Below are 13393 nucleotides of genomic sequence, written 5' to 3' on the forward strand. Positions count from 1 at the left end.
ATAACAAAACAGACGGGATACTTTCTCGGATATTACTTCATATAAAAAAAGTCCATTTCGAAAAATGGACTTTTTTTGGAATGATTTATTCTTAGTGAACAAATAATAGTTCACGTAATTTTGGCAATGGCCATTTGGAATCATCTACGATCTTCTCCAATTTGTTTACATGATAACGAATCTCGTCAAAATATGGTTTTACGACTTCATCATATGCGATAGAGAGTTCGCGGATGTCTTCGATAGCGTTTGCTTTCTTACGGGCTTGACGCATTTCTTCTGCTTTTTCTAACACCGTATTTGCATGTTTAGAAATACGCTCTACTAAATTGATTTGAGAGCTGTACGATTCGGGGCTTAATCCTAGATCTTTCAGTCCTTTTACATTCGCAATTAACTCGTTTTGGTAGGTGAAACAAGCTGGTGCAATTTGGCTGCTTACAACTTCGCCTATAACACGCGCTTCGATCTGCAATTTTTTGTAGAAATTCTCTAACAAGATCTCGTGACGTGCTTCCGATTCACGTTTGGTGTAGATACCTAGTCTTTCAAATAAGGCAAGTGACTCTTCGGATACGTATACATCTAATGCTTTAGGCGTTGATTTAATGTTGGATAATCCACGTGCTTCTGCTTCTTTCTCCCATTCTTCACTGTAACCGTTTCCTTCGAATCGGATAGCTTTCGAATCCTTGATGTACTTGCGGATTACATTTAATAAGGCTAGATCTTTTTTCGTGCCTTTCTTGATTTGCTTATCAACCTCTATTTTGAATTCGATGAGTTGGTTGGCTACGATAGCGTTTAAGATAGTCATTGGCAATGCTGAATTAGCCGATGAACCCACAGCGCGGAACTCAAATTTATTACCTGTAAATGCGAATGGCGAAGTACGATTCCGGTCGGTGTTATCCAATTTTAATTCCGGAATTTTTGGAATACCGTGCCATAGGTTAGCTTCTGCTTTTACTTTCTTAGCTACACGTGCAGATTCTACTTCTTCCAATAGTTCATCCAATTGAGAACCTAGGAAAATCGAAATAATTGCAGGAGGTGCTTCATTGGCACCTAGACGATGGTCATTGGAATGACTCGCGATAGAGGCACGTAATAAGTCGGCATTTTCGTAAACGGCCTTGATCGTGTTTACGAAAAATGTTAAGAACATCAAGTTGTTCTTAGGTGTTTTTCCTGGAGATAATAAATTTATACCTGTATTTGTAATCAATGACCAGTTATTGTGTTTACCGGAACCATTCACACCACTATACGGTTTTTCGTGTAATAATACTTTGAAATTGTGACGGATAGCGACTTGCTCCATTAAGTTCATCAACAATTGATTGTGGTCAATGGCGAGGTTGATTTCCTCGTACATCGGAGCACATTCAAATTGAGAAGGAGCTACCTCGTTGTGACGGGTTTTTAATGGTATACCTAATTTTAAGGCTTCGTTTTCAAGATCAACCATGAACGCTAACACGCGCTCGGGTATAGCTCCAAAATAATGGTCTTCTAATTGTTGCCCTTTAGCAGAAATATGTCCAAACAAGGTACGTCCTGTCAATTGTAAATCTGGACGTGCATTATATAATGACAAGTCTACTAAGAAATATTCTTGTTCAATACCTAAAGAGGCTGTTACTTTTGTGATGGATTTATCAAAGTATTGTGCAACATCTGTAGCCGCTTTATCTACTGCATTGATTGCTTTAAGCAACGGTGCTTTGTAGTCTAATGATTCGCCTGTGTAAGATACGAACACTGTGGGGATACAAAGTGTTTTACCCGCACCTGTTTCATAAATGAACGCTGGAGACGATGGGTCCCAAGCAGTATATCCTCTTGCTTCAAATGTATTACGGATACCTCCATTTGGAAATGAAGAAGCGTCCGGCTCTTGTTGTACAAGTGCATCAGCTGTAAACTTTTCAATGGCTTCTCCGTTTTCATCTGGCTCAAAGAATGCATCATGTTTTTCAGCGGTGGATCCTGTTAAAGGTTGAAACCAGTGTGTATAGTGAGATACACCGTTATTCAGAGCCCATGCTTTCATTGCTTGCGAAATATGCTCTGCTAATTCGCGCGTAATTTGCTCTCCTTCTTCTATCGCTTTTGTTAACTCTTTGTAAGTAGTTTTAGGAAGGTAATCTTTCATTTTAGCAATAGTGAATACATTTTTGCCAAAAATTGTAGTTGCTTTTTTTGTCTCTACTTTTTCTTCAGAGTTGATTTGGCGTGAAGAAGCAGCTTTTACAGATTCAAATCTAAGGTTAGACATTTAATTATTTATTTATAATGCGTGATGTATTTTGTTTTGAATTTGATATCCCTTCAAATTTCATTTCAAAAATAGGTACTTTTTTTAATAAATTAAATACTTTTTTAAAATTTTAATGAAAATTAGGCTTTAAAATTAAAAAATATTCTATTTTTTGCCTTTTGCATTGATTAATTTGTGTTTTTAATTTTTAAATTCAGTCGTTTTCAATAGCAAGTCCCCAGTCTATTCCTTTTTTTGTAGCAGGAACGCCGTTGGATATCCAACTTGCTGCTGGTTTTCCTTTTAAAAAATGGTCGAAGAATTGAAGTTGTCGAATCTGAATGTCTTTTCTGTTTTGTCGTTCCATCAGATTATGGCCATCTCCATTGTAATTGAGCAACCAGGCAGGCTTTCCTAATCTCCGCAATGCCGTGAACATTTCTATTCCTTGATACCATGGCACAGCACCGTCTTGGTCGTTGTGCATGATGGCGACGGGTGTAGTTACGTTGTCCAAGAAAAATAGGGGTGAGTTTTCTATATACAAATCTGTACTATCCCAAAGGGTCTGTCCAATTCTGCTTTGTGTATTTTCGTATTGAAATTGGCGGGACATTCCGGATTGCCAGCGTATACCGCCGTAAGCTGAAGTCATATTCACGACGGGAGCTCCGGCCCATGCCGCGGCATATGCATTTGTTCGGGTTATCAAATGCGCTACCTGATATCCTCCCCAGCTTTGTCCTTGGATACCCATCTTGCTCGCGTCCACCCATGGAAATTCCTGAGCTAAAAATTGCATTCCGGAATTTACGTATTCTTCGGCAGAACGACCGGGATGACCGTTATCATACCGTATATCTGGAGCAAATACCAAGTATCCATTACTGACAAAAAATGAAATATTCAATCGTGACGGTGTTGGTGCCGGAGCTTGATAAGTATAGAGTCCTTCGGTGAGGGTTTCGTAGAAATAGGCGATTACAGGATACTTTTTCGTTGGATCAAAATCTTCTGGTTTATATAAGATGCCTTCGGCTGCTTTTCCGGTTGGTGTTTCCCATTTGACGAGCTCGGCAGTTCCCCAATTGTATTGTTCTTGTTGTGGATTGATCGCAGATAGTTTAGTTTCATTGTTGAAATCTTTAGAAAGATATAGATCGGGCGACAGATTGTAATTTTCTTTGGTATAGATTATTTGATCTTTTTTCGTGTTCGCAGCAAATTGCCTGAACGTGAATGGGGATTGCGTAATTTCTTTTAAATCCCCTTTCTTTAAGTCCAATTGAAATATGCCATTTTGTTTATTCCTTTCATTGTAAGAAGATAAAAATAACTTGGTTTGTGGATCTATTGATACTGTTTTTGCACGCGGATCATCGTTTTTGAAAACGGTCAACCGCAAGGTTATTTTATTGTTTCGGCCAAATCCCTTTGTGATAAGTTGACGCTGTTTCCCGTCAAATGAAAAATACCAAATATCGTATCTGTCGTAAATATATACGCCCTGCATGTCTGCGCTCCATGCGGCTATGCCATAGGCTCCAGGCCGAGCTGGTACGTCGTTCTGTTCATCCGTAAAGCTAATCGCAAGATCCTGGGTAAGTGGAATGGTCTGTTCGGTTGCGATGTTATAGCTTGACCAATTGCCTTCCTCTCTATTAAATAATATGATGTGTTGTCCGCTAGGGGCAAGAAAGCTGGATCCGTTCCATTTTGTTTTTACAGATCTATTGCTGCCGGTTTGTGTCGAGACGGCAAAAATATCATTCAACGTATAGCCTTGCCATTGCGATGCGATACGGCTGCCAAGGTCTGTTGTGGCTAAGCCCCATTCTTCGTTGCCGCTATCTGTAAAAGATATGCGATTGAAGGTGTCATCTAGGAGCGGAACGATACGCTGTTGAGCAATGTGAAAGACCGCAGGATAACTGGCTGATTGATCTCTTTTTAAGTTGCTCAATTGTTGGGGCATGAGATAATCGTCTTGCCAATGCCATATGTCTACTTTTGCGTGTTCGAACTCAATTAATGTCGTGTCTTTTACCTGCGGAATAGGTGCCAATCCAAAATAGCATTTTTCTCCATTTTTGCTAAAGGATAGACCGGCGTCTCCAGATACATACCAGTTTTTTGGAATAAGGGGAGAGGTCTTGCTTGCAATGACGACCGCTGTATCGAGGTTGTGTGTGTAATAGTATAAGTTGAAGTCTTTTAGAAGCGATTTAGCCGGAGTTTTGTCTGCGAGAAAGATTAATTGCCTGGACGCGTCATCGAATGTGAAATTCTTATATGCGCCTCGTCCGGTAGATATTTTTTTTAGTTGTTTTGCTGCAATATCGTAAAAGTATAAACCGTCTGCACCCGAACTGTCTTTTTCTTCTGTTTTTTTATTAAACACCAGATATTTCTCGTCATCACTGACTAGGTAATTTTCAGCGTTTCTGAATTGAATGGTGTCGCCGGTAGGTAAGTTACATAATACAAGCCTGCTTTCTTTTTCGTTCTTTTTGTTTTTTTTGTCAGTGGCAGAAAGCGTATCTTTCGCAGGGGACATTTCTATTTCTTGAATGAATGCTAGGTTATTACGGGACTCCCTGGCGACTTTATAGCTTTTGATGTTGCTGAATTTTAGGGTGTTTTTTGTCGTTATGTCAAATACAGCCAAAGAATCTTTCGGCATTTCATCCGGTTTTTTCTTTTTAATCTTTGCGGTTCTAGTCTCGTGAAATGGGGGCTTAATTAAGCTTATCAAAAATTTTTCATCGTTGGTGAGGGTGACATGGTAACCGCGGGGAATGCGTGTAATTAATTGATTCTTTTTTGTTTTAAATTCGGTTGTCGCATCACCCTCTTGTGGAGAAATCGTATAATAGATATAAGATCCGCCGTTGCTGATACCCGGATTCGTGATACTTTGCCAAGCATCGTAGGTCGAATGGTCCAAGGTTTTTTTTTGTGCCCAGGAAATAAAAGCAATTGTAGAGAGTGCAATTGCAAGAAGGTGTTTTGTTCGTAACATTCCGTAATTAATTGTGTATATTTCAAACTTAGCAAAAAATCGTGCAGAATGTTTATAACAATTTTGGCACATATTTTATAGTATTAACCATGTAAATTATATACATATGAAATATATCGGTGTAACAATTAGTGTCATTGCTGCAATAGCATGTATTGTCTTTGCGAGTATATTGGCGAATGCTTATAAGTATAAGTATAAAGTAAACAATACCATCAACGTGACGGGAAATGCAAAAAAAGATTTTGAAGCGGATATTGTAAAGTGGTCCGCCACATACAGCCGTAAATCCATGGATTTAAGCTATGCGTCCGAACAATTAAAGCAGGACCGGAATCTGGTTAAAGATTTTCTTGTTCGTCAGGGGATTAAAGAAGAAGAGATTTTATTTAATGCAGTGAATATTAATCGGGATTTTACGTATCAAACAGATGGTAGTGGTCATAGTTACAATACGTTTACCGGGTATAGCCTTACGCAGACGATGAGTGTAGAGTCAAAGGATTTGAATAAGGTAGATAATGCGTCTCGCGAAATTTCTACTTTAATATCGCAAGGATTGGAGTTAAACTCCAATTCACCAAATTATTATTACTCCAAATTGGAAGATCTAAAACTGGCGCTGATTGCCGAAGCATCTCAAAATGCCAAATTGAGAGCCGATAATATCGCAAAGGAATCTGGAAGTCGTCTTGGAGGGTTAATTAAGGCGGATTTGGGGATATTTCAAATCACGGGTCAGAATGATAATGAGGAATATTCGTATGGGGGTGTGTTTAATACAACATCGCGATTGAAAACAGCTAATATTACTGTAAAGGCCAGTTATGGACAATAAATAAACGCCTATGAAAGTTTTTTGATATCGATTGATGATGAAGTCTTTTAGAAAAAATAAAGCGCTAGATGTTGTCTAGCGCTTTCCCTTTTATGTGGTTAACCTCAATTAACCTAAATAAGATTTTAAAATTTTACTGCGAGAAGTGTGGCGTAGTCGTTGTAAAGCTTTGTCTTTAATCTGACGTACACGTTCTCTCGTTAAATTAAATTTCTCACCAATTTCTTCAAGTGATAATGGGTGGTTTGAACCAAGTCCAAAGAATAACACGATAATCTCTCTTTCTCTTTCTGTTAAAGTTGATAAAGAACGTTTGATTTCTTCGGATAATGACTCGTCAATTAATGAACTATCTGTGTCTGGATCAGAGTTTTCCAATACATCTAATAGTGTATTCTCCTCACCTTGTACGAAGGGTGCATCCATTGATACGTGTCTACCTGAATTACTCAATGTATCCGAAACTTTATCGACGGTTGTCTCTAGGATATCTGCTAATTCTTCTGGAGAAGGCTCGCGTTCGTATTCTTGTTCTAATTTGGAGAAAGCTTTGCTGATTTTACTTAAAGAACCTACTTGATTCAAAGGTAAGCGTACGATACGCGATTGTTCAGCGATAGCTTGCAAAATAGATTGACGAATCCACCACACGGCGTAAGAGATGAATTTAAAACCTTTGGTTTCGTCGAAACGTTTAGCTGCCTTGATAAGACCTAAATTGCCTTCATTGATTAAATCTCCTAATGTAAGACCTTGATTTTGGTACTGCTTAGCAACTGATACGACGAAACGTAAGTTGGTTTTGGTTAACTTCTCTAACGCCACTTGATCTCCCTCGCGAATCCGTTGAGCTAAGATAACTTCTTCTTCGGCTGTAATTAAATCTACCTTACCGATTTCATGTAAGTATTTGTCTAAAGATTGTGATTCACGATTAGTGATCGATTGCGTAATTTTGAGCTGTCTCATTAATTTATATTACTTCCTTCTTGAAATGTTTGCAAAAATACTAAAATATCTTCATTCTTTTGTAAAGAATGTGTAATTTATTAACTCATTTAGAGGTTGTTATGAAGATTATAGGAGTATATAGTTAGTGTCAAAAACCGTTCCATATTTTAAAATCTCCATTGTTTCCTTTGTATTATTTTTATTGGTATTATTCCGTTGAATAATATTTATATCTCTGAAAACCTTTTAGATCGAGAATTGTTTTAAGATACGAGCAATAAATGCTAAATTAGATTAAAATTATGTTACGTTAGAAATTATGAGTATCAAAATACGTTTGGATGAAGTAATGGCTAAGAAAAAGGTATCTTTAAATGAGCTTAGCAGCCGAGTTGGTATCACCTTGTCAAATCTTTCCATTCTCAAAAATCAAAAATCGAAAGCGATTCGATTAAGTACATTAGAAGCTATTTGCAAAGCATTGGATTGCCAACCGGGTGACATTATTGTATACGAAGATTAATAGTCGAATTAACTTTCAAAACGATAACCCCTTAAAAATTCTTCTACTGACATTTTTTTCTTTCCTTCTATCTGCAGTTGTTTAATCGATAACAATCCGTCGTTTCCCGAAAATTTCAGATAGGATTTTCCGTCTGTCTCATACCTGCCGGGTTGGAACGAGTTGGTCTTCTCCTCTTTTTCTGCTTCGTGAATCTTTAATACTTTTTTGTCTAAATATGTAAAGGCAGTGGGGTAAGGACTCAAACCTCGTATTTTATTATAAATGGTTTGAATGTTGGAATTCCAGTCGATAAGACAGTCATCCTTGAATATCTTAGGCGCGTGTTTCAGTTGAGTTTTTATGATATCTTTTTGAGGGATAGGACGAAGTGTATTTGATTTTAATTTCTGGATAGTTTTTATCAAGGTATTCGCACCTGCTTTCATTAATTTGTCGTGTAGCGAGCCTGCGTTGTCCTTTTCATCAATGGCTACGCTTTCTGATAATAAAATATTTCCCGTGTCGATTTCATGTTGGAGAAGAAACGTGGTTACTCCGGACTCTTTTTCGCCGTTGATAATCGCATGGTTGATGGGAGCAGCTCCTCGGTACTGCGGCAGTAAAGAGGCGTGTACGTTTATGGTCCCTAATGGTGGCATATTCCATACGACTTCGGGTAACATCCGGAAAGCAACTACGATTTGTAAATCAGCTTTGAAGGATCTTAACGTATCGATGAACGCGGTATCTTTTAATTTTTCAGGTTGCAATACCGGGAGATTATTCGCTTCGGCAAATACCTTCACAGCAGATTGGTGCAGTTTTTGGCCTCTTCCGGCGGGTTTATCGGGAGCAGTTATAACCGCAACTATATTTTCGCCTGCTTCAAGTAATGCGCTTAAAGAAGCTACGGCGAAATCAGGAGTACCCATGAAAATTATTCTCATATATCTGAAAATTAGTCTTTATATTGTGATCGACATTTGCACTTATTAAGTGGCAAATTTTATTAACTTTGCGAAGTTACAAATTTAATTTAAGCTTGAATTTTCCATTTTTTCTCGCAAAGCGAATCGTGTTTAAAGGACATCGAACTTTCTCGAAATTGATCGTGAGGGTGACTATCGGTGCTTTGGCGCTAGCTGTAATTGCTATTATACTGTCTGTGGCGATTTTGCGTGGATTTAAAGACGAGGTAACGGTGAAGCAAAGAGGTTTTTTTAGCGATGTGATCATTTCTAAAAATGATCTTAATGACTCGTATGAAAATTCGCCTATTTCTCTTTCGAAGGAAAACCTTGACAGAATTGTACAGCTTCCAAACGTAGTCGATGTAGTGCCTTTTGCGACAAAAGCAGGAATTATGAACGTAGACGGTGAAGTAGAAGGGGTATTGCTGAAAGGGGTAGATAACAGCTATAATCAATCTTTTCTAGCCAAAACGTTGGTTGCCGGTGATACATTGAATTTTTTGAACCCGGATTCGGATACTGAAATTTTAATCTCCAAGCTACTAGCCGACAGATTAAATCTAAAGGTAAGTGACGACTTTATCATGTACTTTGTCCAAAAACCTATTCGTAAACGGAAAATGTTTGTTAAAGGTGTTTTTCAAACGAATTCTGCAGAATTGGATAAGATGTATGTAATAGGCTCTTTGGATTTAATCAGAAGGCTTAATAACCTGGATACTACCGATGCCGGAGCTTATGAAGTGCGGATTAAGAATTTTGACGAAATACAGCAAACGACAATAGCGGTTGATGAAGAACTGCCCGTGGTGTTAAAAGCAACGAATATCATTGAACAATTTCCGGATGTCTTTAATTGGTTAAAGATGTTGGATATGAACGATGATATTATTTTTGTACTGATGGTGGTCGTGGCGATTATAAATATGATTTCGGCTTTACTCATCTCGATATTAGAACGTACTTCTATGATCGGTGTTTTGAAATCGCTAGGCATGGCGAATAGACAAATCCGAAAGATTTTTCTTTACAATTCCATTTATCTCATAGGATATGGATTGATTATTGGCAATGTCATTACGATGGGTCTGTATTTTTTTCAAACGAATACCAAATTTTTCAAACTGGATCCATCGATTTATTATATTGAATACGTCCCTATGTCGATCTCTTGGTACGATGTGATTCTTTTGAATATCGCGATCGTCTTTATTGCACTGATTGCCTTGTACATCCCTTCTATGTTGATATCTCGGATTTCACCGATCAAGACTATTCAATTTAAATAACCTATGTACGTTAACGACTAGGACGCTATTGAGAAAGCTAAATTTTTTGTATATTCCTACGTTTTTAGGATACTAAATCGGTAACGTATTAAAATAGTTAGCTTTGTATGGATAATTTTTTAGATCACTTAAGTGATGCATTTAGAACACCCCTGACTAATCCTGTATTAGTTTTTGCACTCGTTCTATTTATTATATTACTCTCCCCTATCATCCTTCGACCGATTAAAGTACCGGGTATTATTGGTTTTATTTTATTTGGTGTTATCCTCGGTCCGCACGGGTTGAATTGGTTGTCGAAGATCGATCAGCAGGCTGTTAATATGACGGGAGTAGATGCGATAGATTTATTTTCAACCATTGGGCTGTTGTATATTATGTTTATCGCAGGGCTGGAATTGGATATGAATGAATTTCAAAAAACAAAAAATAAAAGTGCGTTGTTTGGATTTTTGACATTTATTATTCCTATCTCTATCGGGTTTCCTGTTTGTTATTACTTTCTAGGCTATAGTTTGCTGCCAAGTATTTTGGTCGCTAGTATGTTTGCAACGCACACCTTGGTCACGTACCCAATCGTAACGAGTTACGGTATCTCTAAAAATGAGGCTGTAGCCATTACAATAGGAGGAACGATATTAACTGATACCGCTGTCTTGATTATACTGGCTGTTATAAAGGGCGTAAACCAAGGTAATATTGGTTCTGAATTCTGGTTTACGCTCGGCGTGTCTTTTGCTATATTTCTCTTTATCATGTTTGGATTGATTCCTAGAATCGCAAAATGGTTTTTTTCTCGAATAGAGGGAGAGAAAACAGCACACTACATATTTGTGTTGGCCGTGGTGTTTTTCGCAGCATTCCTAGCGGAAATTGCAGGGCTTGAACATATTATTGGTGCTTTCGTGGCTGGACTGGCGCTTAATAAACTGATTCCGCATTCTTCTGCATTAATGAACCGAATTGAGTTTATCGGAAATGCCATATTTATACCTTTTTTCCTCATTTCTGTCGGGATGATTGTGGATGTGAGTGTTTTGACAAAGGGGCCTACTGCACTTATTGTTGCGGGTACCTTGACACTGGTAGCGGTTTTGGGGAAGTTTTTGGCGGCAACAGCTACTCAATTCGCATTTAAGTATTCCAAAAGTCAACGAAACTTAATATTTGGATTAAGCAATGCACATGCTGCAGCTACATTGGCCATTATCATGGTAGGCTATAACAGTAAGTTGATCGATGAAAATGTATTGAATGGTACCATTGTATTGATCCTTTTTACCTGTATCATTGCCTCGCTTGTGACGGAAAGTGCCTCTAAAAAGGTGGTATTAGAAGGGTATCAGGATGAGCTTCATGTCGAACATGTTCACGAAAATGATGAACGGATTTTGATTCCTATAGCTAATTTAGACAAGATGGAACCTATATTGGACTTTGCAACATTGATCAAGTCTAAAAAATCTCCCCATCCATTAAATATTTTGAGTGTGGTGACGGATATAGAGCAGGGGGAAAAGAATAAAGTGACGGCGCGGGAGAATCTGGATAAGATGGCGATGTACGCATCGGGTGCGGAAACGGAGGTAGAGTTAATTACGGAAATAAATTATAATATCGCTGGCGGTATCAGCAATGCTTCAAGAGAAATTTTTGCAGATTGCCTGATCATGGGTTGGCCCAGTGCTGTAGGTTTTGTTGAGAAAATAGTAGGAGAAAAGACAGAAAGTATCCTGAATAGGACAGATACGAATTTATTCATGTGTCGCTTGGATAAACCATTTATCCTAAATAAATTGATTACTATTTTTGTTCCACCCTTGGCTGAATCGGAGATGGGGTTTGAATTTTGGATGGAAAAAATGTTGAAATTGTCGCAAGAGCTCTCGCTTCCAATTTCTTTTGTTTGTAATCAACGTACGCAAAGTGCGCTAGAAAGTATGCTGGATAAATTAAATAGCAATGTACTATCCTCTTTTGAGAACTATGAAGATTGGGACGATATTTACGGACTTGCGACTTTTTCCAATTCAGATTCACTCCTGATATTTGTGTCTTCTAGAAATGGTGATGTCTCTTATAGGGATTCGTTGGACGGATTGGCAAAACGGGTAGGACGCTACTATCAAAATCAGAATTTGATATTGGTATTTCCGAGTAGACGTGAAAATCTTCATATCGATGAGTATGAAGATATCCAGACCGCACCGATATTTAGAAAGATAAGTCGAGAAATTGGCAACATGTTTGGTAGGGATAAGGTATAATTTTATAATTGATATACTTATGAGCGAAAAAATCACAATGGGTTCAGACGGACAACTGTCGGTTCCAAATAATACAATTATTCCTTTTATCATTGGTGATGGTATTGGGCCGGATATTTGGCACGCGGCAGTAAGGGTTTTTGACGCTGCGATTGAGACAGCATATGGCAGGCAGCGAAGTATCACCTGGAAGGAGGTGTTGGCTGGCGAAAAGGCATTTAACCAGACGGGCAATTGGCTTCCAGAGGAAACTTTAGAAGTTTTTAGGTCATATTTGGTGGGTATTAAAGGTCCACTGACAACACCCATTGGTGAGGGGATCAGATCGCTAAATGTCGCTTTGCGGAAAGAGTTGGATTTGTATGTTTGTTTACGGCCCACAAAATGGTATGAAGGCGTACCTTCTCCGGTAAAAAGCCCTGAGAATGTTAATATGGTGGTTTTTAGGGAGAATACAGAGGATATTTATGCAGGGATCGAATTTGCTGCCGGTACGGACAATGCAAAACGGATTCAACAATTTTTGGAACAAGAACTTGATGTGGCGTATAATTTTTCGAATACGACCGGAATCGGGATTAAACTGGTTTCAGAAGAAGGATCTAAACGATTGATGCGGTCGGCAATAGCATATGCAATTGCGCATGACTTGCCTTCGGTTACTGTTGTCCATAAAGGAAATATTATGAAATATACGGAAGGGGCGTTCAAAAATTGGGGTTTTGAGGTGGCGGAAACTGAATTTGGACATCTAACGTATACTTGGGGGCAATGGGAGAGGACACGGGCTGAAAAAGGACAGGAAGCAGCTAATACAGCTCAAAAAGAGGCCGAAGAGCAGGGTAAGATCATTGTAAAAGATATGATTGCGGATAATTTCCTGCAACAGATTCTACTGGCTCCAAAAGATTTTTCGGTAATAGCGACCTTGAATTTAAATGGGGACTATATTTCTGATGCTTTGGCTGCGATGGTAGGCGGAATTGGGATTGCGCCGGGGGCCAATATAAATTATAAAACGGGACATGCTATTTTCGAGGCTACCCATGGTACGGCTCCAAGATTCGCGAATACCAACACCATGAATCCTTCCTCGGTTATTTTAAGTGGTGTGATGATGTTGGAATATATGGGTTGGCAAGAAGCAGCTGATGTTATTGTAAATGCACTATCACAGACTATTAAAGATAAAACGGTGACTGTAGATTTTTATAATCTTATGGACGATGCTATTTTGTTGAAAACGAGTGAATTCGCCGATAAAATAATCGAGAAATTTTAATCTAA

General features: G+C 38.4%; 9 protein-coding genes. 5 read left to right on the forward strand and 4 right to left on the reverse strand.

All coding sequences use genetic code 11. The annotated features are described in order from the left end of the window. Nucleotides 1–91: 91 nt before the first annotated feature. Together FAZ15_RS19475 and FAZ15_RS19480 are read right to left on the reverse strand one after the other, a co-directional pair. Nucleotides 92–2281, reverse strand: a complete 2190-nt coding sequence (locus FAZ15_RS19475) for a glutamine synthetase III family protein (RefSeq protein WP_136903035.1) — start codon at nucleotides 2279–2281, stop codon at nucleotides 92–94. A 196-nt stretch (nucleotides 2282–2477) separates the two neighbouring features. Continuing rightward, a complete protein-coding gene (locus tag FAZ15_RS19480; RefSeq protein ID WP_136903036.1) occupies nucleotides 2478–5285 on the reverse strand; it encodes a S9 family peptidase in 2808 nt (935 codons plus the stop codon). Between the two features lie 106 nt (nucleotides 5286–5391). Between FAZ15_RS19480 and FAZ15_RS19485 the strand changes: the two genes are divergently transcribed. After that, the gene (locus tag FAZ15_RS19485; protein ID WP_136903038.1) at nucleotides 5392–6123 is read left to right on the forward strand and encodes an SIMPL domain-containing protein; all 732 of its coding nucleotides are present in this window, start codon (nucleotides 5392–5394) and stop codon (nucleotides 6121–6123) included. Nucleotides 6124–6231: 108 nt separating this feature from the next. Here FAZ15_RS19485 and FAZ15_RS19490 read toward each other — a convergent pair whose 3' ends face one another. Then, entirely contained in the window at nucleotides 6232–7092 is an 861-nt protein-coding gene (locus FAZ15_RS19490; RefSeq protein WP_079642450.1) for a sigma-70 family RNA polymerase sigma factor, read from the reverse strand. 301 nt (nucleotides 7093–7393) lie between these two features. Here FAZ15_RS19490 and FAZ15_RS19495 point away from each other — a divergent pair, with 301 nt between their 5' ends. Next, nucleotides 7394–7597, forward strand: coding sequence for a helix-turn-helix domain-containing protein (locus tag FAZ15_RS19495; RefSeq protein WP_136903039.1), 204 nt, complete (start codon nucleotides 7394–7396; stop codon nucleotides 7595–7597). A gap of 8 nt (nucleotides 7598–7605) precedes the next feature. On the opposite strand, the gene fmt is transcribed toward FAZ15_RS19495, so the two are convergent. Continuing rightward, entirely contained in the window at nucleotides 7606–8526 is a 921-nt protein-coding gene (gene fmt, locus FAZ15_RS19500) for a methionyl-tRNA formyltransferase (RefSeq protein ID WP_136903041.1), read from the reverse strand. A 95-nt stretch (nucleotides 8527–8621) separates the two neighbouring features. On the opposite strand from fmt, the gene FAZ15_RS19505 reads away from it, so the two are divergent. From FAZ15_RS19505 to icd, 3 genes are all read left to right on the forward strand, one after another. After that, nucleotides 8622–9839: an ABC transporter permease gene (locus FAZ15_RS19505; protein WP_136903043.1), complete on the forward strand. Its 1218-nt coding sequence runs from the start codon at nucleotides 8622–8624 to the stop codon at nucleotides 9837–9839. A gap of 107 nt (nucleotides 9840–9946) precedes the next feature. After that, nucleotides 9947–12106 carry a cation:proton antiporter gene (locus FAZ15_RS19510; RefSeq protein WP_136903044.1) on the forward strand — a complete coding sequence of 720 codons (2160 nt, stop codon included), beginning with the start codon at nucleotides 9947–9949 and terminating at the stop codon, nucleotides 12104–12106. Between the two features lie 19 nt (nucleotides 12107–12125). Next, complete coding sequence (gene icd, locus FAZ15_RS19515; RefSeq protein ID WP_136903046.1) at nucleotides 12126–13388, forward strand: NADP-dependent isocitrate dehydrogenase; 1263 nt, start codon at nucleotides 12126–12128, stop codon at nucleotides 13386–13388. Nucleotides 13389–13393: the final 5 nt, after the last annotated feature.

The organism is Sphingobacterium olei (assembly GCF_005048855.1).
GTDB lineage: Bacteria > Bacteroidota > Bacteroidia > Sphingobacteriales > Sphingobacteriaceae > Sphingobacterium > Sphingobacterium olei.

Coding starts and splice junctions, on each gene's coding strand:
- FAZ15_RS19475 (WP_136903035.1), bottom strand. CDS start 2,281: ATGTCTAACCTTAGATTTGAATCTGTAAAAGCTGCTTCTTCACGCCAA.
- icd (WP_136903046.1), top strand. CDS start 12,126: ATGAGCGAAAAAATCACAATGGGTTCAGACGGACAACTGTCGGTTCCA.
- FAZ15_RS19490 (WP_079642450.1), bottom strand. CDS start 7,092: ATGAGACAGCTCAAAATTACGCAATCGATCACTAATCGTGAATCACAA.
- FAZ15_RS19485 (WP_136903038.1), top strand. CDS start 5,392: ATGAAATATATCGGTGTAACAATTAGTGTCATTGCTGCAATAGCATGT.
- FAZ15_RS19495 (WP_136903039.1), top strand. CDS start 7,394: ATGAGTATCAAAATACGTTTGGATGAAGTAATGGCTAAGAAAAAGGTA.
- fmt (WP_136903041.1), bottom strand. CDS start 8,526: ATGAGAATAATTTTCATGGGTACTCCTGATTTCGCCGTAGCTTCTTTA.
- FAZ15_RS19510 (WP_136903044.1), top strand. CDS start 9,947: ATGGATAATTTTTTAGATCACTTAAGTGATGCATTTAGAACACCCCTG.
- FAZ15_RS19480 (WP_136903036.1), bottom strand. CDS start 5,285: ATGTTACGAACAAAACACCTTCTTGCAATTGCACTCTCTACAATTGCT.